We start from the raw sequence: 22,361 nt of genomic DNA on the forward strand, positions 1-22,361 counted from the left end.
CTTTCCCTCTCTTCTTTCCTTTCTCCCCTTTTCTAAGGTGCATTCGCCTTACCTTTATCTCAGGCACGTTAATTCTACCATATCCCCCTCATGTTTTGCAAGAGGGGATTTAATAATTCTAAAATTAAATTGAGACATATCCAAAAACTCACTTTTCTGAATTATCAGATATGCTCTCCCTTTTTTGTTGTTGAAACATTTCAATAATTTCATCTACTGTTGTTGCTTGTTCAGGAGATTTATCTTCTCTTATAAATCCAATAACTCGAGGAAATCTTAATGCAAAACCTAACCTATCATCATCTTTGCCACAAGTATGAACAGGACTTTTTGTTATCTCATCCGCTTGAACTTCTATGACATATTTAGGATATACCCAAACGTCTGGAATTATTTGAGAATCCACATTAATAGGCTTATCATCTACTTTTATTTCATCTAATATTTCTCTAAATCTAAGCCACTCTTCTTCCGTAGGTCCAGTACCAATTTTTGCTATAGTCTCATATTTATCTTTCTTAGGATTGTAAACGCCCACCAATAAAGCACCTATACCAAACCTAGCTCTCTGACCTCTTCCTTTAAAATAACCTAATATTATACAATCCACAGTATCAGTAAGCTGACTTTGATAAGATCTTTTAAGCTTTATCCAGTTAAAATTTCTTACTCCTGCTTGATAAGGAGCCTCTAATCTCTTTGCTACAATACCTTCTAATCCTTCAGTTATAGATTCTTCAAAGAAAGCTTGAAGCTCCTTTGGAGAACTTGTAATAATATAATTTGTTACAACAATTGTTTCCCCTGGAAGAATAATTTTTTCTAATCTTTCTCTTCTTCTAAGATAAGGAAGAGGAGTTAAATCCTCTCCATCAACATAAAGAAGATCAAAAACAAATAATTTTAAAGGAAAAAGATTCATCATTTTATCTATATCATACTTTCTTTTTCTTTGAACTGTAATTTGAAAAGGATAGAATTCATGAGTCTCAGGATTAAAAGAAATAGCTTCTCCCTCCAGTATTACATTTTCTCTAGAAACTTGATTAACTATTCCCTGAACTAGATCTGGAAACATATGGGTATTATCCTCAAGATTTCTCGAAAAAATTTTTACCTCTTTTCCTTTCTTATGAACTTGACATCTAAATCCATCAAATTTAGGTTCTACAATACATTTCCCTAATTTTTTAATTATCTCCTCTGGTGTAGACAATCTTTCAGCAAGAGCCATTCTAATAGGTCTTCCCACTTCTACTTTAATTCTTTTTAACGCCTCTATTCCCCCTTCCCAGAAAATTTTAGCACAGTATCCTAAATCAGAAGTAATATTAAATGCTCTTTCTATATGTTCTCTTAAAGATTTATCTCCTTTTTTTACATATGATAAAGCATCCATTATACTTGGCTCACCTATCCCAAGTCGTAATTTTCCAAGAACAATTCTAATTACATATTTTGCCCCTAAAGAGGTTAAGGAATTTATTAAATATGAAAGCCTATTAACTTTTGCCTCAATACTTCCTTCTCCACTTAGTAATGCTATGTCATATAAATTTTTAAAAACTTCTGAGACTTCCAAATCTTTTTCTCCTCTTGAAAGATGGAATACAACTTCTCCTAAATCTCCTATTTCCTTATATAATCTTTCAATTTCTATTAGATCTTTCATAAAAGCTAGAGAAATAGATCTTAGAGCCAATCTTTCAGAGATTCCAAATTCTAACTTTTCATAAGGAGGAGCAACTCTCCCATTAAGTAGATAAATAATCTTGTCAATCTCTTCAACTCGAGCTTTCTGGAAAAGTTCTGCTAGAATAATCATCATTTCATTTCTTTTAGTGGTGGTTTCTAATCTTTGAAAAAATATTGAAAGCTCATTGAAAAACATGTTCAATCTCCTTTCTAAGGTTAAATCTCTAAACTTAATTTTAACATACTTTTTATATTCTAAGAATTTTAGTAAAATATGGATTTAAAAATCATATGTGAGGTGAAAAAATTATGAGCAAATTTATTAAAAGCCATGGACTTGGAAACGATTATATAGTCTTTAATGAAGAGGACATTGATTTTCCTCTAAATACAAAAAATATCAAAAAAATCTGTGATAGGAATTATGGAATTGGCTCTGATGGAATTCTTATATTCAAAAAGATTTCTGATAATCAATTTAAAGTGAAAATATTTAATCCTGATGGTAGTGAGGCAGAAAAAAGTGGAAATGGTATAAGGATATTAGCAAAATTTTTATTTGAACATAAGTTTACATATCTTAAAGAATTTTTTATAGAAACTCTGGGAGGTCAAGTCAGAGTAAATTTAGAAACAGATAATAATAGAGTTAAAAATATAGAGGTAGAAATGGGTAAAGTAGAATTCTTTAATATAGATGAAGAAATAGAAATATTAAACGATAAATTAAAGGTAGTCTCTCTAAGTATTGGTAACCCCCATTGTGTTTTTTTTGTAAAAGAAATAGATGAAGAATACATAAAAAAAGTAGGCCCTCTTATAGAAAATCATCCATCTTTTCCTCAAAGAACAAATGTTCAAATGGTCAAGATTATATCGCAAGACTCTATTGAGATTAGAATTTGGGAAAGAGGAGCAGGATATACACTAGCTTCTGGGAGTAGTTCCTGTGCTGCTGCATGTGCTTCATATAGAAAAGGATTTGTTGGTGAAAAAGTAAATGTAATTATGCCAGGAGGTAAACTAGAAGTTATAATTAAACCTTCCTGGGAAGTTATCTTGAAAGGTCCTGCTCAAGAAATATTCATTGGAGAATTAAGCAAAGAATTTTTAGAAGATCTTAGATCTTTGAATTAATAAAAATATCATAAGAATTCCATAGAGGGCCAAAATACAAAGATGGTTTAAAATTTTTAACATTATCCTTTGCTAAATAAATTAAAGAAGGATTTAAAATAATTATTAGGGGTAAATTTTTTGTCCAAATTCTTTGGATATTATAAAAAATAAGTTTTTTCTCAGATATGCTTTTTGCCCCAAGCAATTTGTTGAAAAGAGCATCTATTTCTCCTTCCCATGAATAAAAGGGCTTTCTTTGAAAAGGATACCAAAAGTGTTGAGCACCCCTTGACAAATAAATATCTCTATCTTTAATAGGATCAAAATTCCATTTATATTTTAACAACATGAATTCCCAATTAAAATTTTGAAATAATCTTAAGGAAATAGAATTTTTTCTAGTAATATTAAGTTTTATTCCTATTTTTTCAAAATCCTCTTTTAGAATTTCTGCAATCTTTCTACTCTCTTCATTATCCTCAACAAGAAGATTAATTTCTAAACTATTTTTAAAGACATCCTCAAGAAATCCATCTCCATCTCTATCTTTAAATCCAAGATTTTCTAATATTTTTTTAGATTTTTCTAAGTCATAATCATATTTAAAAATATGTGGAGTATAGTAAGGGCTGATAGGATTAACAGGACTAAAAATTGAAGAAGCAAATCCAAAATAAACCTCTTTACTTATCAACTCTCTATTTATAGCATGAGCAATTGCTCTTCTAAATCTTAAATCTTGAAACCATTTTATTTTATATTTAGGAATAGATGAAATTGGATTTTGATTTATTAATAAAATATCGCTTTCTAAGCTAGGACCTAAATTATAAACTTCATATTTCTTTTCAAGTTCTTTTATTTTCTCAAAATCTTTTGGCATCAATTCAATAATGTCAAATTTTTCAGTTATCAAAGGTTTGAGATTAATAACTAACTCATTCAGATATGGAAGTCTATTTCCCTTTAGATCTTTTTTCCAATAATAAGGATTTTTCTTAAAAAGTATTTCACCGTTAGAAGAATATTTTTCTAAAATAAAAGGGCCCGTTCCAAATACTATCTTTTTTTCAAGATACTTTTTAGAAAAATCTTTCGGAATTACCAAAGGAAGAGAATTATAGAGAGGATAAAAAGAATCTGGAAAAACTATCTTTATGGTTAGATCGTCAATTTTTTCTAATTGGAAATTACCTTTCTGATCAAAGGAGAAAAAAATATCCTCTATGGAAAGAAGTGTGCCATCTCCCCATTTTATATTATTCCTTAGATAAAAGATCCATTCTCTTCCATCCCTAGAAATTCTCCAGGCTTTTGCTAACTGGGGTTCTATTTTAAAAGTTACAGGATCTACATAAATTAGAGATTCAAAAAGAAGAGTATAGATTTCTTTTGGATAAGATTTAGGGTCTAAAAGATCAAAGGAAGGAATATTTAAACCAACATATATTCTCCCACCAAATTGAGGTGATTGATTTTCTGAAAAACTTATATTAAAAATGAAAAGAAATAAACTCAAGAATAAAATAAATTTCTTAATCATAAATCAGATTATAGACTCAGGAAAAACACATTGTCAAGAAAAAGCTTCTCTTAACGTAGTCAACTGAGAAAGATGAGATTTTTCTTGTTTTATTATCTCTCTTAACAAATTCTTATTATTAGACGAAACAAATTCAGAAATTTCGTAATAGAAAAGTATCGAATCTTTTTCTAAGGAAATAGCTAAATCTAGAGCAGATTTTTCATCAAAAAAGGTTTTTTCTTTTAATATTTTATCCCAATTAATAAAAATTTTTGAAGAAATCCATAAATGTAAGTATTTATTTGCCTCCTCATCGGGATAGGCAGACAAAAATTCTTCATTTTCTATACTTTTATATATTTCCTTAAAAGTCTCAGCGTGTCTTTTTTCTTCCATTGCTAAATAATTAAATACATTTTTAATACTTTCTTTAGAGGTTTTTTCAGAAAAAAGATTATAAAACTTTTCACCTTCTTCTTCCATATGAATAGCCATCTCTAAAATATCCTTTGAAGAAAAAATCATTACCATTTTTTCATCCTCCTAATTTTTGTTTATAATTATAACAAAAACTCGTATAAAAAGAAAAAAAGGAGAAAAGTTTATGATATGTGAAATCCTTAGTGTAGGAACAGAAATCTTACTGGGAGATATTCTAAATACTAACGCTCAATATCTGGCAAAAAAATTAGCAGAGTTAGGAATATTCGTTTACTATCAGACTGTGGTTGGTGATAACCCTATAAGATTAAAAAAAGCCTTTGAAATAGCCTTTGAAAGAAGTGATATGGTTATAGTCACAGGAGGTCTTGGACCTACCAAAGACGACATAACTAAAGAAGTTGCAAGTGAATTTTTTAAAGAAGAATTAATATTACATGAAGAAACTTTAAAAAAGCTCTATGAGTTTTTTAAAATTAGAAATCTTCCTTTAACAGAGGGAAATAAAAAGCAAGCTTATATTATAAAAGGAAGTACGATTATTCCTAATGATAACGGAACTGCTCCTGGTTTAATTTATGAGAAAAATAATAAAATTTTAATCTTACTTCCTGGCCCTCCTAAAGAAATGATCCCGATGTTTGAGAAATATGTATTGCAATATTTACAGAAGTTTAAAAATGAAATCTTAGTTTCAAAAATAATAAGACTATGTGGTATTGGAGAAAGTCATATGGAAGAAAAGATTTTAGACCTTATTGAAAATCAAAGTAATCCTACCATTGCTCCTTATACAAAAGAAGGCGAGATAATTATAAGAATAACTGCAAGGGCAAAGGATAAAAAAATTGCAGAAGATCTAATCTTTCCCATAGAAAATGAAATTAAGAAAAGGTTAGGAGAATACATTTATGGTGAAGGTGATACATCTTTAGAAGAGGTTGTAGGAAAATTGCTAATCGAAAGAAATCTCACAATATCTATAGCAGAGTCCTGTACAGGTGGATTGATAGTTTCTAAGCTAGTAAATTGTCCTGGAATATCAAAGGTATTATTGGAAGGAATAATAAGTTACAGCAATGATTCAAAAATTAAAAGATTAGGTGTTAAGCCTGAAACCATTAGAAATTTTGGAGCAGTAAGTAAAGAGTGTGCTATAGAAATGGCCATAGGAGTTGCATTAAACTCTGGAGCAAAAATTGGATTATCGGTTACAGGTATCGCAGGCCCAGAAGGAGAAACACCTGAAAAGCCTATAGGACTTGTGTATGTAGGATTATATCTAATGGGAGAAACAAAATTTAAAGAATTTAGGTTTTTTGGTAATAGAGAAAAAATTAGAAATTTAGCTACTATAAATGCATTAAATTGGTTAAGAAAAGAAATTCTCTATCAATAAAAGAAGGAAGGCAAAATGCCTTCCTTCTGAACTACATAGTAATTGCAGCTACAGGACAAGAGTCTATAGCATCCTGACAACATCCTGCAGATTCGCAATTCGCACCCTCAATTACTCTTGCTTTACCCTCATCATCAATCTCAAAAACATCAGGACAAAGTGAAGCACAAACTCCACATCCAATGCATAAATCCCTATCTATTTTTGGAATACTCATATTAAGCCTCCTTTTGCCCAAAATTTTTTTAAAATAATAAAGAATTTTAGACTAAAAGTCAATTATAGATTTAAAATATTATTTATAAATCATAAACCTTAACTTACTCCTTTTTCTATTTCTTAAATTTTATGTTAGTCTCACTAAGAAACTTTTGTGATATACTTATAAAAAATACTTTATTTAGGAGGTTAATGTATGGAAAGGGATATTAAAAAGCTAATCTCGCAGATGACCCTTGAAGAAAAAGCAAAACTTTGTTCTGGACTTGACGCATGGCATACAAAACCCATTGAAAGGCTTGGAATTCCATCTATAAGAATGTCCGATGGACCTCATGGATTAAGAAAGACAGAGGGATTATTTGCTGAAAGTATACCAGCTACTTGTTTTCCTACTGCTGTAACCCTTGCAGCATCTTGGGATAGGGAACTTATTGAAAAAGTTGGAAAAGCAATAGGAGAAGAATGTCAAGCAGAAAATGTACAGATTATTCTTGGACCTGGGGTAAATATTAAAAGATCACCTCTCTGTGGAAGAAATTTTGAATATTATTCAGAAGATCCTTTTTTATCCTCTGAGATGGCAAAACATTTTATAAAAGGAGTACAAAGTGAAGGAGTTGGAACATCAATAAAACATTTTGCTGCAAATAATCAGGAACATAGGAGACTTACAGTAGATGCAATTGTAGACGAGAGAACATTGAGAGAAATATATCTTGCAAGTTTTGAAAAAGCAATAAAAGAAGCACAACCTTGGACAGTTATGTGTTCATACAATAAAGTAAATGGGACTTATGCTTCCGAAAATGAGTTTCTTTTAACAAAAGTTTTAAGAGAAGACTGGGGATTTGAAGGATTTGTAGTATCGGACTGGGGAGCAGTAAATGATAGAGTACTTGGACTTTTAGCAGGTCTTGACCTACAAATGCCTTATGATGGAGGACATGGGGATAAGAAAATCATAGAAGCTGTAAGAAGTGGAAAACTCCCTGAGGAAGTTTTAGATAAAGCAGTAGAAAGGATATTAAGAATAGTATTTAAAGCTATTGAAAATAAGAAAGAAAATGCTACTTATGACAAAGAAGCCCATCATAAATTAGCAAGAGAAGTAGCAAGAGAATGCTTTGTATTACTTAAGAACGAAAACAACATCTTACCACTCAAAAAGGAAGGAACTATAGCCCTAATAGGAGCCTTCGCTAAAAATCCAAGATTTCAAGGAGGAGGAAGCTCTCATGTAAATCCAACAAAAGTAGATAACGCAGTGGAAGAAATCACAAAGATTGTAGAGGGAAAAGCAAATATTTTATATGCAGAAGGATATAAATTAGATACCGACGAGCCAGATGAAAAACTAATTGAAGAAGCAAAAGAGATAGCAAAAAAGGCAGAAGTTGTAATAGTTTTTGCAGGACTTCCCGAAAGGTATGAATCAGAAGGATACGACAGACCCCATATGAAAATGCCAGAAAGTCATAACAGATTAATCGAAGAAGTTGCAATGGTAAATCCCAATTTAGTAGTAGTTTTGAGCAATGGATCACCCGTGGAAATGCCATGGGTAGAAAAACCAAAAGCAATTCTTGAAAGCTACTTAGGAGGACAAGCATGGGGAGGAGCAGTAGCGGATGTACTCTTTGGAGTAGTAAGTCCTTCGGGAAAACTTGCAGAAACTTTTCCAAAGAAATTAAGTGACAACCCATCCTACTTGTTCTTTCCCGGAGAGGGAGACAGAGTAGAATACAGAGAGGGTATATTTGTAGGATATAGATATTACGATAAGAAAGAGATGGAAGTACTCTTTCCCTTTGGATATGGACTTTCATATACAACCTTTGAATATTCAGACTTAAGATTAGATAAGAAAGAGATTACTGATAAAGAGGTATTAAAAGTAAAAGTTAAAGTAAAAAATACAGGAAAAGTAAAAGGTAAAGAAATAGTACAACTCTACGTAAGAGATGTGAAAAGTAGTGTTATAAGACCAGACAAGGAGTTAAAAGGCTTTACCAAAGTAGAACTTGAACCAGGAGAAGAAAAAGAAGTAGAGTTTGAACTGGATAAAAGAGCCTTTGCATATTACAACGTAGATATTAAAGATTGGTATGTAGAAACAGGAGAATTTGAGATACTAATAGGAAAATCTTCAAGAGAAATAGTATTAAAAGATACAGTACTAGTAAAATCAACTGTTGAAATTAGAAAGAAATATCATAGAAATTCTACGATTGGAGATATTATAGAAGACCCTTATGCAGAAGAGATTTTTAAACCTATATTCCAACAATTTATAGAGAGAAGTTCTCTTAAAAATGCTCCAGGAGATTTATATCAGATGTTTATAAATATGATGAAATATATGCCTTTAAGAAATCTCATATCCTTTGGTGGAGGACAACTTAGTGAAGAAATGTTAGATGAGCTTATTAAGAAAGCAAATAGAGAATAAAAAAGGGGGGAAAATTCCCCCCTTTACCTTAACCTTTTTTCCATTGAAATCTTAGATATCCACGGAATAAGAGGTTGGTTTCTTAATCTTCTATTATAAGCATATACTCCAAAAATGATAAGAATCAAAGAAACTATCTGAGAGCCTGTTAAATATAAGACATTTCTTGGATTATCTCTAAATATTTCAACTATAAAAAAGGCAAGAGAATAATAAATAAAAAATTTTGTTGCTACTTCCCCTTCAAAGGATTTATGTTTTTTGATGTATAAAAGGTAGAGAAAAACTATAATAAAACCAAAGGTATAATAAAACTCTGTCGCATGTCTATATCCATAAATATTTGGAAACTTTACACCCCAAAGAAGAGGAGTCTCATATCCATAACAACAACCATTCAGAAAACAGCCAATTCGTCCAATAGCAGAACCTATTGTTAAAGCAGGAGCAGAAATATCTAAAAACTTCCAATATGGAATTTTATACTTTCTAAGGTAAAGAAGAATAACTCCTAACGCAGTTAAAAATCCTCCAAAAAATATTAATCCGCCATCCCAAAGATAAAGTATAGAAATAGGCTTGCTTTGATAACTACTCCAATATTTTATTACATATACTATTCTTGCTCCTATTATGGAACTTATAATACTCCAAACAGAAAGATTTAAAACATGATCTGGATCAATGTTTTCTCTTTTAGCCCATCTTATAGCCAATAAAATACCAATAAGAAATCCAAGAGCAACAAAAGTCCCCCAAGAGTAGATAGTTATAGGACCAATTTTATATTTTAATATGTTAAACTGAGGAATTGTAAGAAGTTTAGGATACATTTAACCTACCTCCTTCATTTTTTTAACAAACTTAGAATTAAGAGAAAGGTACCTAAGGAAATAAAAGAATCCGCCAGATTAAAAACAGGAAATCTTCCTATAGATATAAAATCAATAACATAACCATAAAATATTCTATCATACAAATTGCCTAATATACCTGCAAGAATAAAGACTATACTATATGGAAAAATTTTTCTTTTTAAAGAGCAAAAAACAAGAAAAAAAGCAATTGTTATATTTAAAAATATTAAAATAAAATAAGGAACTTCAATACTCAGAGCCGCACCATAATTATGTAAGAGGTGAAGAGAAAATAAGGAATTCTCAGGATAGGACCTATTTAAAATTAAAGTTCTTTCCACCACCTCCTTAGATATTCTATCCAACGCAAAAAGGAGAAGAATCAAAAAAATTTTATTTTTCATAAATAATATAACAAAGCCTCCTCTCCACAATCAGGAAATTTAGGACACTTTGTACAATCAGTCCAAACTTTATAAGGCAGACTCTTTTTATCAATTCTCTTAAATCCCAATTTTTCAAAATACTCAGGTATGTATGTCAAAGATAAAACTCTTTTTAGACCCAAAAATCTTGCTTCTTTCAGGCATACATTTACTAGCTTCTCTCCCCATCTTTGTCCTCTATAATTTTCTTTGACAATTAAAGACCTTATCTCCCCTAAGTCCTCCCAAATAATATGAAGAGCACAACATCCAACAATTATACCATTAATGTCCAGTATATAAAAATCTCGAAGGTTTTCGTATAAATCACTAAGAGATCGAGGAAGGAGAAATCCCTTATCTGCAAATTCATTTATTAATTTCTGAAGTTCTGGAACATCCCAAATTTTAGCTTTTCTAATCATTTCAATCTCCTATTAGAAAATTATTAATAAATTCTTCAGGATTAAAAACTTTTAAATCTTCTATAGATTCTCCTATGGTAACAAATTTTACAGGTAGAGAAAAATTTTTTACTAAATTAAATATTACTCCACCCTTTGCAGTACCATCTAATTTCGTCAATATAAACCCAGTCAATTTTAAAGCACTATTAAAAATTTCTACTTGTCTAATCACATTTTGGCCTAAGGTTGCATCTATAACCAATAGGTTTTCTCTTGGAGGGTACCCTAAGTTCTTTTCGACTATTCTTTCAATCTTTTTCAATTCTTCAATAAGATTTGTTTTTGTATGCATTCTTCCAGCAGTATCTATAAGAACAACATTTTTTCTTCTTGCCTTTGCAGATTCCAAAGTATTATAAACTACCGATGCAGGATCTGCTCCTTCTTTTTGAGCAATAACTTCTACCCCTGCTCTTTCCCCCCATATCTTTATCTGTTCTATAGCTCCTGCTCTAAAAGTATCACTTGCAGAAATTATAGGAAAATAACCTAAGCTCTTTAAATAAAAGGCCATTTTACCAATAGAACTTGTTTTACCCGTCCCGTTAACTCCTGAAAAAATAATAACATTTATAATCTCTAGATCTAAGTTAAGAGTATTATCAAGTCCCGAAAAAAAGGAAAGAAAATATTCTCTAAGGAAAATTTTTACTTCTGAAGGCTGGGAAAACTTTTTATTTTTTATCTCTTTAATTATTTCATTGGTAAGCTCTAATCCCAAATCTCCTTGAATTAGATGAGCTTCTAATTCCTCATAAAACTCTTCATCTAACCTTGAAATCCTAAATACTTGCTGTAATTTCCTTGCAAAATCTTGGAATTTCGTGAGACTTTTCCAAAAACTCATTTTAAACTTACCTCTTTTTCCAGTTTATAGGCTATAATTTGAGAAGAGCCTTTTTCATTCATGGTTACCCCATATAAGACCTCTGAAAATTCTATTAAAGCAGGATTATGGCTTATTATTATAAATTGAATTTTTTCACTTAGATCTTTAATTTTTTTTCCTAATATCTCAGCATTATGATTATCCAAAGCAGAATCAACCTCATCCCAGAAACAAAAATTAACAGGTGCAATTTCTAAACCTGCCAAAAGTAAAGAAAGTGCAGAAATACTCTTTTCTCCTCCAGACAACATCAATAAACTTTTAAAATTTTTTCTATCCGAGGTAAGTTTTATTGATACTTCACTATCAAGAGGATTATCTAAGTTACTTAAAGACAAATCAAATTCTCCAAAAGGAAAGAATAGCTTCCAATTTTTATTAGAAATATATCTTAGTTTTTCATATGTATCTAAAAACTTTCTTTCTGCTTCTTTTCTTGTGTCTTTTATAATTTTTCTTAAAGAGAAAATAGAACCCTGAATATCCTCTAATTCCTCTGATAATTCCTTATATTTTTTTTCCTCAATTGACAGTTTCTCTTTTGCTAAGAAATTTATAGGCCCTAAATCTTCTATTTCTTTTAAAATCTCTTTTTCTCTAATTTTTAATTTATTTTCGGGAAGATTAATCTTTAAACATGGCTCTTTTTCAAATTTTTCAAAATACTCTCTTTCTAACTCATTTTTTCTTTTTATTAATTGCTTTAAGACTGTCTCCTCTACGATAATTTCTTCTCTTAACTCTTGCCATTTTTTCCTAAGGTCTTCTGCTTTTTCTTTTATACTTTTAATATCTTTTTCTTTGTCATTAATATTCTTTTTATATCTCTCTTCCTCCTCTTCTTCTTGAGTTCTCTTTTTTTCCAATGAAATCTTATCTTCTTCTAAATTTTTCAAATCCTTTTTAAGATTTTCTTCTAATACGTAGAACTCCTTCAATTTTTTCTCTAATATCTCTTTCCTTTCTTGAAGAAAACTTCTCTTTTTATTTATAAAAACATATTCTCCCATAATTTCTTCAAATTTTTTCTTTTTTATTTTTAACTCCTCTTCTAAAACTGAAATTTCCTTCTCCAATTCATCTAAAACCTTTATAGATTCTTCTCCTTCTTTCAAAAAGCTCGTAATTTTCTCTATCTTCTGATTATATTCTTTTAAAAAATTCTGATTTTTCTCAACTTTCTCTTCGATTTTTCTTAAAAGAATACTTATCTTTTCTTTCTTTTTTGTTAACTCCTTTAAAGAACTCCTAAGAGCTACCAAATCCCCCTCTAAAAAGTTTATACTTTGATTCAACTGTTTTACTCTTTCCTCCTTCTCGAGTTTTAGTTTATTTATATGCAACATATCTTGAAGATTTAACCTTGTTCCACCACTTATAGCTCCATTTCCTGAAAAAACCTCTCCTTTTATAGTAACCAATCTCCATCCTTTCTTTAAAAGATTCCTTCTTTTCAATGCAGACTCAAAATCTTCAAAAATTAAAACATTTCCTAAGATATTATAAATTAGCCCCTCATATTGTGATGAAAACTTTATCACGTTAAGAGCCCATATACCCTCTGGAATATTTAATTCTCCAATCTCTTTATGATAGAAATTAAGAGGTCTAAAAGTAGCCCACCCTAAATTTCTTGTTTTTAGATAATCTATTAATCTTTTTGCTGAATATTCATCTTTAACAATAACATCAAAAAGAGAATTTCCCAGTACATTATAAATTGCATTTAAATATTCTTTCTCCACTTGAATAACATCCGCTATTACTCCAAAAACCTCATTATCTTTTAAAGCCAAAATTTCTCTTACTCCTTTGGGATAAATATCTAATTGGCTTTCTTCCAAATCCTTTAATATTCTTCTTTCTCTTTGAAATTCAAAAGTTATTTCCTCTAAATACCTTTCCTTTGACTTAATTAATAACTCTTTCTCTCTTGTTTCCTTGAAGACTCTCTCAAGGTAGTTTCTCAAAAGATCCTTTTTTCTTTTTAAACTTTCCAGAGTTTTGTTAATTTTATTAACAGTATCCTCAAAAAGTCTTAGCTCATTTTTTAATGCTTCTTCGCTCAAGAGAGAATATTCAGAAAAAGAAGATAATTTTTGTTCGTATTTTATTTTCAATATTTCCTTTTCTCTTAATTCCTTTTCTTTAGTTCTTATTTCTTTTTCCCAATTAGATATCTCTTCTTGAAAATTATCATTCTTTAGAATTTTTAACTCCATTTCTATGTCCTTTAATTCCTTTTCAATTTCTTTAATTTCTTTCTGAATTCTTTGTCTTTCGTCATTAATATTAATAATCTTTTGACTAACAATTTCAAACTTTATTTTAACTTCCATTAATGCAGACTTAATTCTTTCATATACTTTTTTGTTTTCTTCAATTTCTTTTTCCATATTTCTTATTCTATCTTCTACTTTTGATAGTTCATCATTGATGAAAGAGAAATTATTTTTCAATTCCTCCAATTTTTTTTCTTTTATAGATATTTCTTTATTATAATCTTCAAAACTTTTCTTAATTCTTTGCCAATGATAAAAGTTTAAAGACTCCTTTATATTCTCTAATTCCTCTGATAAAGAAAGATAACGTTCTGCATTTTCTGCTTCTTTCCTTAAAACATTAAGGTTCTCTAAAATAGTCAATCTCCTATCCTCTAACTCTCTCCACTTAGCTTCTAGTATTTCTAATTTTAATTGAGTTTCCTTAACTTTTTCTTGATATCCTGCTATTCCTGCAACATCTTCTATATATTTTTTAAGATCATCTCTATTTAATACAAACGATTCTAACTCTCCCTGTCCTATAAAAACAAAGTTATGTCTTCCCAAACCATAATTTGAAAGAAAAAGTTGGAGATCTTTTAATCTTAACGGTTTATCATTAAGAAAGTATTCACTCTCTCCGTCTCTTTCTAGTCTTCTTGAAATCACAACTTCTTGATAAAAATTCTCTCCATAAGGGATGGAAAATACTATAGATATTTGAGTATATTTAGATGGAGAAAGAAACTTATTTCCTCCAAAAATCACCTCTTCAGATTTCTCTGCCCTTAAAAGTTTTATGCGTTGCTCTCCTAAAACCCATCTTACTGCATCTAATATATTACTTTTTCCTGAACCATTAGGACCTGTAATAACGATAAAATTACTATTAAAAGGAATTTTTTGTTTTTCAGAAAAAGATTTAAAATTCTGAATTTCTAATGCTTTAAGATACATTTTCCTTTAATTTTTTAAAGGCTTTTTGAGCAGCTTGCATCTCTGCTTGTTTTTTGCTAGTTCCTTCTCCCTCAGATATTTTCTCATTATCTATCCATAATTCCACAAAAAATCGCTTTCTATGCTGTGGTCCCTCTTCTTTTACTAACTTATAGACAGGCTTTTTATCAATTAATAATAGCATTCTTCTTAAAAGAGTCTTCCAATCGACCTCATATTCAGCCTTATCTAGTTCCTCTTTATATATATTTGTCAAAAATTCTCTTACAAACTCAAATCCTTTATCTAAAAAAAGTGCACCTATATATGCCTCAAAAAGATCTGCTAAAATCGAATCTTTATCTCTTCCCTGCTGAAGTTCTTCTCCTTTTCCTAAAAGAATAAATTTGTTTAGACCTAATTTTCTTGCTTTTTCTGCCAAAGTTTCTTTCTTTACAAGATAATTTTTAATTTGAGATAAAACTCCCTCATTAGCATCTTTGTAGGTTTTATATAGTATTTCACTTATGACTAGACCAATCACACTATCCCCTAGAAATTCTAATCTTTGATTACTTGCCCCAATAGAAGGATTTTCGTGATAATAAGAAGGGTGAATTAAAGCCTCTAATAATAAATAAGGATTTGAAAAAACAATTCCCGTAGCTCTCTCTAAGTCTTTCAATATCTCTTCTATATTATTTTTATAGCTTTTCATTTGAATATTTTTTAAAGACTAAAGACGCGTTTTGTCCACCAAAGCCAAAGGAATTTTTCAAGGCATATTTTATTTCTTTAATCCTTGCCTTATTAGGAACATAGTCAAGATCACACTCAGGATCTCTTTCCTCATAATTTATTGTAGGAGGAATTATTCCTTCGTAAATAGATAAAACTGTAGCAATACATTCTACAGCACCCGCAGCTCCCAAAAGATGTCCAAAAATAGATTTATTAGAACTTATTGCCAATTTATAAGCGTGTTCTCCAAAAAGCTTTTTAATTGCCAAAGTTTCTATCTTATCATTTAACTTTGTAGAAGTTCCATGTGCATTAATATAGTCAATCATATCATAAGAAATTCCTGCATCTAGAATTGCTCTCTTCATAGAGAGCATGGCACCAAATCCCTCAGGATCAGGAGCAGTTATATGATATCCATCATCTGAAGCACCAAACCCAACAATTTCTGCATAAATTCTTGCACTTCTCTTTAAAGCATGCTCTAAACTTTCTAAAATTAAAATACCTGCACCTTCGGACATAACAAAACCATCTCTTCGTGCATCGAAAGGCTTACTTGCTTTCTCTGGAGGATCATTTTGAGTAGATAGGGCTTGTATTGCACAAAAACCTGCTAAACCCATGGGAGTTATACTGGCCTCTGCTCCCCCAACTATGGCACATTCTACTTCTCCTTGAGCAATAAGTTTATATCCATACCCTATAGCATGAGAGCTTGCGGCACATGCAGTAACAGGTGCAAAATTGGGACCTTTAAATCCAAACTGTATTGCAATATTTCCAGAAGCCATATTTATAATCATCATTGGAACTACAAAAGGACTAACTTTTTTAGGCCCCTTTTCAAAAAGAACTCTAAATTGAGCTTCTAAGGTTTCTAAACCTCCAATTCCTGAAGTAACGATTACTGCAGTGTTTTCTTTTTCCTCTTCAGTAGGTTCCCAACCAGAATCTTTTAAGGCCAATAAGGTTGCTGCTAAAGAAAATTGGCAAAATCTATCTAATCTTCTTGCTTCTCTTTTATCAATAAAATCTTCAGGGTTAAAATCCTTTACTTCTCCAGCAATTTTCGTAGGATAATCATCAGTGGGGAATTTTTCAATATAGCTTATACCTGATTTACCATTTTTTAAATTTTCCCAGAATTTCTCTTTACCTATACCAATAGGAGATATTACACCCACCCCAGTAACTACGACTCTCCTTTTCATTCTTTCCCTCCTTATTAAATACTAAAAAGGGTACTGGAAAATAAAAATAAACCCAGTACCCCTTTTATAATTAAATAATTTATAATTTCTTTTCTACATATCTTACTACATCCCCTACAGTTTTAAACTTCTCAGTATCCTCATCGGGAACATCTATTCCAAATTCTTCTTCTAAGGCCATAATCAACTCTACTGCATCTAAGGAATCAGCTCCAAGATCATCTGCTATAGAAGACTCCATAGTGATAAGATTCTCATCAATTCTAAGCTGTTCTACAATAATTTTTTTAATTCTTTCGAAAATTGTAGCTTCGTCCATTTAGATTCACCTCCTTCCCTAATTATATATTTTTAATATTTTACATAGCCAAGCCTCCATCCACATTTATAACAGCTCCTGTTATATAACTTGCTTCATCCGATGCTAAAAATTTAACAACAGAAGCAACTTCTTCAGGTTTTCCAAATCTTTGCAAAGGAATTTGTTTTAAATAATTATCTTTTAACTCCTGAGGTAAATCTGCAGTCATTTCTGTCTCAATAAAACCAGGTGCAACTACATTTACAGTTATTCCTCTCCCTGCTAATTCTCTTGCAACAGATTTTGTAAAGCCAATGATTCCTGCCTTTGCTGAAGAATAGTTTGCTTGTCCTATATTACCTCTTTCTCCTACAATTGATGATATATTGATAATCCTACCGCTTCTCTGCCTTATCATAATTTTTGCCGCCTCTCGAGTACAGAGAAAAACACCTCTTAAATTTATTGCTAAAACTTTCTCCCAATCTTCCATTTTCATTCTTAAAAGCAAACTATCTTTTGTGATTCCAGCATTGTTGACCAAGATATCAAGACGCCCAAATCTTGTCAAGATATCTTCAAACATATTCTCCACATCATCTTCTTTACTAACATCTCCCTGATATAGATATACCTCTCCTCCTAATTCCAAAGCTTCTCTCATTGTCTTTTCCGCAGCTTCCTTATTATCCCTGAAATTTATTAAAACTTTTGCCTTCTCTCTTGCAAAAGCTAAAGATATAGCTTTACCAATTCCTCTACTTCCTCCCGTAACAAGCACCACTTTATCTCTAAACATTATTCCCCTCCCTGAATTTTCTCAAAATCTTGAGGTTTCTCAATACCTAAAATTTTTACTAATGGTAAAGTCTTCTTAATAAGGCCTTGTAAGACTTTTCCAGGCCCTACCTCTATAAATTCACAAACCCCAAGATTATTTAATTTAAATAAAACATCAGTCCAAAAAACCGAAGATGTAAATTGCAATAACAATATTTCTTTTGCTTCTTTGCCTTTTTTTACTTCTTCTTTCGTAGTACTACTTATCACAGGAATTTGAGGATCACAAAAGGAAATATCTTTTAAAAACTCATAAAATCTATCTTGAGCTTTCTTCATAAGAGGAGAATGGAAAGGACCACTAACGGCTAATGCTACAATCTTCTTTACCTTGTCCTTCATTTTTTCTTGCCATTTATTAAAATCATTTGTGTCTCCTGTCAAAACCATTTGATCTAAGGAGTTATAATTTGCCACCCAAAGATTTTCAAAATGTTTTAAACTTTCTAAGATTTCTTCTCTATCTCCTCCTATAACTGCCCACATTCCTCCAGAGACTTCTTTTGAAATTTCTTGCATTATTTTTCCTCTTTCATATACCAGAAGTAACCCTTTGGTAAAATCAAATATTCCTGCAGAATAGAAAGCAGAATACTCACCAAGACTATGTCCTGCAACATAGTCTGGTTTGAAATTACGGTTTTTCAAAAAATAATCTAACATCGAACTTATAGAAAATATAGCAGGTTGAGAATATCGCGTTTCTTTTATTACATCCTCAGGACCATTTTCATAAGCGTCAATGAGGTTTAAATCTAATTTTCGAATCTCAGAGATAAAAGAAAAAAATTCTTGAAAATCTAAAAAAGGGGAAAACATCCCTAAAAATTGAGATCCTTGACCTGGAAACACAAAAGCTCTCATATCAATCCCTCTTATTTCCTATATCCTTCCATCTCATAAGAGCAGTACCCCACGAAAGTCCTGCTCCAAATCCAACGAAAGCTATCAAATCACCGTCTTTTATTTTTTTATTCATTAACAATTCCTCAAGGGTTAAGGGAATAGATGCTGTTGATGTGTTTCCATATTTGTCAAGAGTAATACCTACTTTCTCCATGGGTAGACCTAATCTCTCTGCGCCTGCTTGAATTATCCTAATATTTGCCTGATGAGGTATCAACCAATCTAAATCTTTTGGAGATAAATTTGCCTTACATAATGCTTCTTCGGTACTTTCTGCAATTACTCTTACAGAAAACTTAAAAACCTCTCTTCCATTCATTTTTATGTAATGAAGCCTCTTATCAACACTTTCATGAGTAGAGGGAATTCTTGAAATTCCTGCGGGAATTTCCAAAAGATGTGCTCCTTCCCCATCTAAATGCAAATTCCAAGAAATAAGCCCATATCCTTCTCCAACCTCTTGAAGAATAACTGCACCGGCAGCATCCCCAAATAATACACAAGTGTTTCTATCCTGCCAATCCACTAATCTTGAAATAGTCTCTGTTCCTACAATTAATACGGTTTTTATATCCCCACTTTCAATAAACTTAGCTCCAGTAATTAAAGAAGACACAAATCCTGTACATGCAGACAATAGATCAAAACCTCCTGCCCTTTTAGCACCAATTTTTTGTTGAATAATAGCACAAGTTGGAGGAAAGATCATATCAGGTGATGAAGATGTAGTTATTATTAAATCAATATCATTAGGAGACATGTTTGCTCTCTTCAACGCTTTTAGAGATGCTTCTGCTCCTAAATCTGATGGGTTAACCCCATCTTCTGCAATATATCTTGTTTTTATTCCAGTTCTTGTGATAATCCATTCGTCAGAAGTATCTACCATCTTCTCCAAATCAAAATTTGTTAAAATTTTAGATGGAAGAGCAGTTCCAACACTAATAATCCCTACACCCATTACAAAATTCTCCTAAAGACTGTTAGCTTTCTTTCTTTTCCTTAATATTAATTACACTTCTTCCTTCATAGAAACCACAGAAGGGACAGACTCTATGAGGCAAAATAAACTTGTGACAATGTCCACACTCAACTAAACTTATTCCACTAATCTTATATCTTACCCATCTTCTATCTCTTCTTGAGGTTGAAAGTTTCTTTTTAGGTAAGCCCATAGTTACTTATTTCCCTCCCTTTTCTTTAAATAGATTTTTTAATGGTTCCCATCGAGGATCTATTTTTAAATCTTTTGAACACTCACAAGGACCCAAATTCAAATCATGTCCACAAATAGGACATAAACCTTTACAGTCAGGATTACAAAGGGGCTTTATAGGTAAAGAAACACGTATATTATCTTCCACAAGGGGATCTAAAAAGAGAGTTTCCTTTTCTAAAACAAACTTAAAGTCTTCCTCTTTTAGTTCTATTTCTTCCGAGGGAGTAATATTTCTTAAAATTGGTAAATCCCAAAGATATATTTCTTCTACTTCTATATTCAATTTATAAGAAAACTTTTTTAAGCATCTACTACAAGGAAGTTCAATTGTCCCTTCTATCTTTCCTTTAACCAATACTTCTCTTCCTAAGTTTGTCAATAGTAAGTTTACATGAACTGGACTATCAAATTCTAATCCCTCATAATGAGGAGAAAGATTTTCCTCTATTAAAAGTTCCTTCCCCACTTGAGAGTGGAGATCTGCAAGAAAAATATACATAATTTCACCTTCTTTGTATATTTAATTTATTGATTAATTTCACGGTCTCCCGGGCAATCATTAACTCTTCATTAGTTGGTATAATCCAAACTTGAACTTTAGAATCCTCAGTACTGATTTTTCTCTCCTCTCCCTTTACTTCATTTTTATCTATGTCTATTTTTATACCAAGATGCTCCATATTTTCACAGACCATCCTTCTTATTATTGGTGACCTTTCTCCAACTCCAGCAGTAAAAACTAAAGCATCTAAACCCCCAAGAATAGCATAATAGGCACCTATGTATTTTTTAACTCTATAAGCAAATATTTGTAAGGCAAGTTTAGCTTTTGGATCTCCTTTTTCAGCACACTCTTCTACGTCTCTAAAATCATTACTTATACCAGAAATCCCTAAAATTCCACTTTTTTTATTAAGAATATTATCCATCTCCTTAGGAGATATTTTTTCTTTATCCATAATTATTAATGGGATTGCAGGATCAATATCTCCACATCTTGTACCCATTACAAGACCTTCTAATGGAGTATATCCCATACTTGTATCAATAGACTTTCCATTTTTGATAGCTGTTATACTAGCACCATTTCCTAAATGACACGTAATTATCTTTAAATCTTCCACTGGCCTTCCCATAAGTTCTGCAACTCTTCTTGATACATATAAGTGAGATGTCCCATGAAAACCATATCTTCTTATCTTATACTTTTCATACCATTCATATGGAAGAGCGTATAAATAAGCCTCTCTTGGTATAGTTTGATGAAAAGAAGTATCAAAAACCAAAACTTGAGGAACATCTGGAAGTAAAGAAAGGCATGCATCAACACCCTGGATATGATAAGGATTATGTAAAGGCGCTAGATTTTCGCATTCTTTAAGTTTTTTATATGTATCTTCATCCACTAATGTTGATTCAAAAAAAGTTTCTCCACCATGAACTACTCTATGACCTATGGCATCTATCTCTCTTAGCGATTCTAAAACTCCATTCTCTTTATCAATTAATAAATTTAAAATTATCTCAATTGCTTTTTTATGATTAGGCAAATCTATATTTATAATTTTTTTATTATTATTAAATTGATGAACTATTCTTGAATTTTCAAGACCTATTCTTTCTGCAAGCCCCTTTGCTAAAATATTTTCATTCTCCATATTCAAAACTTGATATTTTACCGAAGAACTACCACAATTTAGTACAAGTATTTTCATTTCTTACCTCCCTTTCTTCATTGAAAAAATTCTTCAGGTAATTATACAATGGGAAGTATTCTTAAACAAGATTATTAAAATAAAGTTTACTCTTAAAATTTTCTTATATGTTCCACAGGAATATTATTTTTCCTAAAAAGTTCATTTATGGTTATTAAGTCTTCTGTTTGAAGTCGAAGAACCAAAAATCCATAATTACTATCTTCTTCAGAAGGAAAAGTTACTAAACTCAAAATATTTATCCCCTGCTCTGCCAACAGATTTACAATTCTTGCTATCTCTCCAGGTGTATTTTTTATTCTCAAAGTATATCGAAGACCTCTTTCTTGGGGACTAAACATATCTATGAAAGCCTTAAAAATATCTGTTTCTGTTATAATTCCAACTACCTCCTTTTTCTCCAAAACTGGTAGAGCACTTATCTTATTTTCTCTCATAATTACAGCTGCCTCTTCTATTGGAGCATCTGCATCTATAGTTATAGGATTAGGAGTCATGGCATCTTTAACTTTAAGTTTCTCTAATAAATAATTAAGTTCAAAAATGCTCAAAGAAGTTGCTTGAGAAGGAGAAACCGATCTTAAATCTCTTTCTGTTACAATTCCTACAAGTTTATCTTTTTCCATAACTAAGAGTCTTCTTACTTGAAATCTTTGCATTATTTTCCATGCTTCTAGAATAGAAACATTAGGAGACACAAAAATAGGATTTTTTGTCATTCTCATTCTAACAAGCAT

Annotated in this window: 22 protein-coding genes; 3 read left to right on the forward strand and 19 right to left on the reverse strand. The window is 31.0% G+C overall.

Annotation, left to right across the window (positions count from 1 at the left end; translation table 11 throughout):
- Nucleotides 1–148 precede the first annotated feature (148 nt).
- On the reverse strand, nucleotides 149–1,891 hold the full coding sequence (locus NZ841_06470) for an ATP-dependent DNA ligase (GenBank protein ID MCS7202400.1): 1,743 nt from the start codon (nucleotides 1,889–1,891) through the stop codon (nucleotides 149–151).
- Between the two features lie 113 nt (nucleotides 1,892–2,004).
- On the opposite strand from NZ841_06470, the gene dapF reads away from it, so the two are divergent.
- Nucleotides 2,005–2,832: a diaminopimelate epimerase gene (dapF, locus tag NZ841_06475; GenBank protein ID MCS7202401.1), complete on the forward strand. Its 828-nt coding sequence runs from the start codon at nucleotides 2,005–2,007 to the stop codon at nucleotides 2,830–2,832.
- Here dapF and NZ841_06480 read toward each other — a convergent pair.
- Both NZ841_06480 and NZ841_06485 read right to left on the reverse strand, forming a co-directional pair.
- Nucleotides 2,816–4,357: an ABC transporter substrate-binding protein gene (locus NZ841_06480; protein ID MCS7202402.1), complete on the reverse strand. Its 1,542-nt coding sequence runs from the start codon at nucleotides 4,355–4,357 to the stop codon at nucleotides 2,816–2,818. The two genes, dapF and NZ841_06480, sit on opposite strands and share 17 nt — an antisense overlap.
- A 33-nt stretch (nucleotides 4,358–4,390) precedes the next feature.
- Complete coding sequence (locus tag NZ841_06485; GenBank protein MCS7202403.1) at nucleotides 4,391–4,870, reverse strand: ferritin family protein; 480 nt, start codon at nucleotides 4,868–4,870, stop codon at nucleotides 4,391–4,393.
- Between the two features lie 73 nt (nucleotides 4,871–4,943).
- Between NZ841_06485 and NZ841_06490 the strand changes: the two genes are divergently transcribed.
- On the forward strand, nucleotides 4,944–6,179 hold the full coding sequence (locus NZ841_06490) for a competence/damage-inducible protein A (protein MCS7202404.1): 1,236 nt from the start codon (nucleotides 4,944–4,946) through the stop codon (nucleotides 6,177–6,179).
- A 31-nt stretch (nucleotides 6,180–6,210) separates the two neighbouring features.
- Here the strand turns inward: NZ841_06490 and NZ841_06495 are convergent, their stop codons facing one another.
- Complete coding sequence (locus tag NZ841_06495; protein MCS7202405.1) at nucleotides 6,211–6,396, reverse strand: ferredoxin; 186 nt, start codon at nucleotides 6,394–6,396, stop codon at nucleotides 6,211–6,213.
- 198 nt (nucleotides 6,397–6,594) lie between these two features.
- Here NZ841_06495 and NZ841_06500 point away from each other — a divergent pair, with 198 nt between their 5' ends.
- On the forward strand, nucleotides 6,595–8,850 hold the full coding sequence (locus NZ841_06500; protein ID MCS7202406.1) for a glycoside hydrolase family 3 C-terminal domain-containing protein: 2,256 nt from the start codon (nucleotides 6,595–6,597) through the stop codon (nucleotides 8,848–8,850).
- 23 nt (nucleotides 8,851–8,873) lie between these two features.
- Here the strand turns inward: NZ841_06500 and lgt are convergent, their stop codons facing one another.
- From lgt to NZ841_06575, 15 genes are all read right to left on the reverse strand, one after another.
- Nucleotides 8,874–9,683 carry a prolipoprotein diacylglyceryl transferase gene (lgt, locus tag NZ841_06505; GenBank protein ID MCS7202407.1) on the reverse strand — a complete coding sequence of 270 codons (810 nt, stop codon included), beginning with the start codon at nucleotides 9,681–9,683 and terminating at the stop codon, nucleotides 8,874–8,876.
- A 14-nt stretch (nucleotides 9,684–9,697) separates the two neighbouring features.
- Nucleotides 9,698–10,111, reverse strand: a complete 414-nt coding sequence (locus NZ841_06510; protein ID MCS7202408.1) for a signal peptidase II — start codon at nucleotides 10,109–10,111, stop codon at nucleotides 9,698–9,700.
- A complete protein-coding gene (locus NZ841_06515; protein ID MCS7202409.1) occupies nucleotides 10,108–10,557 on the reverse strand; it encodes an N-acetyltransferase in 450 nt (149 codons plus the stop codon). The genes NZ841_06510 and NZ841_06515 overlap by 4 nt, the downstream gene beginning before the upstream one ends.
- A 1-nt stretch (nucleotide 10,558) precedes the next feature.
- Entirely contained in the window at nucleotides 10,559–11,446 is an 888-nt protein-coding gene (ftsY, locus tag NZ841_06520) for a signal recognition particle-docking protein FtsY (protein MCS7202410.1), read from the reverse strand.
- Nucleotides 11,443–14,709, reverse strand: coding sequence for a chromosome segregation protein SMC (locus NZ841_06525; GenBank protein ID MCS7202411.1), 3,267 nt, complete (start codon nucleotides 14,707–14,709; stop codon nucleotides 11,443–11,445). Before NZ841_06525 ends, ftsY begins: the two co-directional genes overlap by 4 nt.
- Nucleotides 14,699–15,406: a ribonuclease III gene (rnc, locus tag NZ841_06530; GenBank protein ID MCS7202412.1), complete on the reverse strand. Its 708-nt coding sequence runs from the start codon at nucleotides 15,404–15,406 to the stop codon at nucleotides 14,699–14,701. The genes NZ841_06525 and rnc overlap by 11 nt, the downstream gene beginning before the upstream one ends.
- Nucleotides 15,393–16,643 carry a beta-ketoacyl-ACP synthase II gene (fabF, locus tag NZ841_06535; GenBank protein ID MCS7202413.1) on the reverse strand — a complete coding sequence of 417 codons (1,251 nt, stop codon included), beginning with the start codon at nucleotides 16,641–16,643 and terminating at the stop codon, nucleotides 15,393–15,395. The genes rnc and fabF overlap by 14 nt, the downstream gene beginning before the upstream one ends.
- Nucleotides 16,644–16,722: 79 nt before the next feature.
- A complete protein-coding gene (acpP, locus tag NZ841_06540; protein MCS7202414.1) occupies nucleotides 16,723–16,962 on the reverse strand; it encodes an acyl carrier protein in 240 nt (79 codons plus the stop codon).
- 40 nt (nucleotides 16,963–17,002) lie between these two features.
- On the reverse strand, nucleotides 17,003–17,743 hold the full coding sequence (fabG, locus tag NZ841_06545) for a 3-oxoacyl-[acyl-carrier-protein] reductase (protein MCS7202415.1): 741 nt from the start codon (nucleotides 17,741–17,743) through the stop codon (nucleotides 17,003–17,005).
- Nucleotides 17,743–18,648 (reverse strand): ACP S-malonyltransferase, encoded by a 906-nt coding sequence (gene fabD / locus NZ841_06550; protein MCS7202416.1) that lies wholly within the window; start codon nucleotides 18,646–18,648, stop codon nucleotides 17,743–17,745. The genes fabG and fabD overlap by 1 nt, the downstream gene beginning before the upstream one ends.
- Nucleotide 18,649: 1 nt before the next feature.
- Nucleotides 18,650–19,651: a ketoacyl-ACP synthase III gene (locus tag NZ841_06555; GenBank protein ID MCS7202417.1), complete on the reverse strand. Its 1,002-nt coding sequence runs from the start codon at nucleotides 19,649–19,651 to the stop codon at nucleotides 18,650–18,652.
- Nucleotides 19,652–19,673: 22 nt separating this feature from the next.
- A complete protein-coding gene (gene rpmF / locus NZ841_06560) occupies nucleotides 19,674–19,865 on the reverse strand; it encodes a 50S ribosomal protein L32 (GenBank protein MCS7202418.1) in 192 nt (63 codons plus the stop codon).
- Nucleotides 19,866–19,871: 6 nt separating this feature from the next.
- On the reverse strand, nucleotides 19,872–20,408 hold the full coding sequence (locus tag NZ841_06565) for a DUF177 domain-containing protein (protein ID MCS7202419.1): 537 nt from the start codon (nucleotides 20,406–20,408) through the stop codon (nucleotides 19,872–19,874).
- 4 nt (nucleotides 20,409–20,412) lie between these two features.
- Nucleotides 20,413–21,624, reverse strand: coding sequence for an acetate kinase (locus NZ841_06570; GenBank protein ID MCS7202420.1), 1,212 nt, complete (start codon nucleotides 21,622–21,624; stop codon nucleotides 20,413–20,415).
- Between the two features lie 92 nt (nucleotides 21,625–21,716).
- On the reverse strand, nucleotides 21,717–22,361 hold the full coding sequence (locus NZ841_06575) for a CBS and ACT domain-containing protein (protein ID MCS7202421.1): 645 nt from the start codon (nucleotides 22,359–22,361) through the stop codon (nucleotides 21,717–21,719).

It is taken from the genome of Dictyoglomus sp., from assembly GCA_025060475.1.
In the GTDB taxonomy this organism is placed as follows: Bacteria; Dictyoglomota; Dictyoglomia; order Dictyoglomales; family Dictyoglomaceae; genus NZ13-RE01.

Coding starts and splice junctions, on each gene's coding strand:
- NZ841_06470 (MCS7202400.1), bottom strand. CDS start 1,891: ATGTTTTTCAATGAGCTTTCAATATTTTTTCAAAGATTAGAAACCACC.
- dapF (MCS7202401.1), top strand. CDS start 2,005: ATGAGCAAATTTATTAAAAGCCATGGACTTGGAAACGATTATATAGTC.
- NZ841_06480 (MCS7202402.1), bottom strand. CDS start 4,357: ATGATTAAGAAATTTATTTTATTCTTGAGTTTATTTCTTTTCATTTTT.
- NZ841_06485 (MCS7202403.1), bottom strand. CDS start 4,870: ATGGTAATGATTTTTTCTTCAAAGGATATTTTAGAGATGGCTATTCAT.
- NZ841_06490 (MCS7202404.1), top strand. CDS start 4,944: ATGATATGTGAAATCCTTAGTGTAGGAACAGAAATCTTACTGGGAGAT.
- NZ841_06495 (MCS7202405.1), bottom strand. CDS start 6,396: ATGAGTATTCCAAAAATAGATAGGGATTTATGCATTGGATGTGGAGTT.
- NZ841_06500 (MCS7202406.1), top strand. CDS start 6,595: ATGGAAAGGGATATTAAAAAGCTAATCTCGCAGATGACCCTTGAAGAA.
- lgt (MCS7202407.1), bottom strand. CDS start 9,683: ATGTATCCTAAACTTCTTACAATTCCTCAGTTTAACATATTAAAATAT.
- NZ841_06510 (MCS7202408.1), bottom strand. CDS start 10,111: ATGAAAAATAAAATTTTTTTGATTCTTCTCCTTTTTGCGTTGGATAGA.
- NZ841_06515 (MCS7202409.1), bottom strand. CDS start 10,557: ATGATTAGAAAAGCTAAAATTTGGGATGTTCCAGAACTTCAGAAATTA.
- ftsY (MCS7202410.1), bottom strand. CDS start 11,446: ATGAGTTTTTGGAAAAGTCTCACGAAATTCCAAGATTTTGCAAGGAAA.
- NZ841_06525 (MCS7202411.1), bottom strand. CDS start 14,709: ATGTATCTTAAAGCATTAGAAATTCAGAATTTTAAATCTTTTTCTGAA.
- rnc (MCS7202412.1), bottom strand. CDS start 15,406: ATGAAAAGCTATAAAAATAATATAGAAGAGATATTGAAAGACTTAGAG.
- fabF (MCS7202413.1), bottom strand. CDS start 16,643: ATGAAAAGGAGAGTCGTAGTTACTGGGGTGGGTGTAATATCTCCTATT.
- acpP (MCS7202414.1), bottom strand. CDS start 16,962: ATGGACGAAGCTACAATTTTCGAAAGAATTAAAAAAATTATTGTAGAA.
- fabG (MCS7202415.1), bottom strand. CDS start 17,743: ATGTTTAGAGATAAAGTGGTGCTTGTTACGGGAGGAAGTAGAGGAATT.
- fabD (MCS7202416.1), bottom strand. CDS start 18,648: ATGAGAGCTTTTGTGTTTCCAGGTCAAGGATCTCAATTTTTAGGGATG.
- NZ841_06555 (MCS7202417.1), bottom strand. CDS start 19,651: ATGGGTGTAGGGATTATTAGTGTTGGAACTGCTCTTCCATCTAAAATT.
- rpmF (MCS7202418.1), bottom strand. CDS start 19,865: ATGGGCTTACCTAAAAAGAAACTTTCAACCTCAAGAAGAGATAGAAGA.
- NZ841_06565 (MCS7202419.1), bottom strand. CDS start 20,408: ATGTATATTTTTCTTGCAGATCTCCACTCTCAAGTGGGGAAGGAACTT.
- NZ841_06570 (MCS7202420.1), bottom strand. CDS start 21,624: ATGAAAATACTTGTACTAAATTGTGGTAGTTCTTCGGTAAAATATCAA.
- NZ841_06575 (MCS7202421.1), bottom strand. CDS start 22,361: ATGCTTGTTAGAATGAGAATGACAAAAAATCCTATTTTTGTGTCTCCT.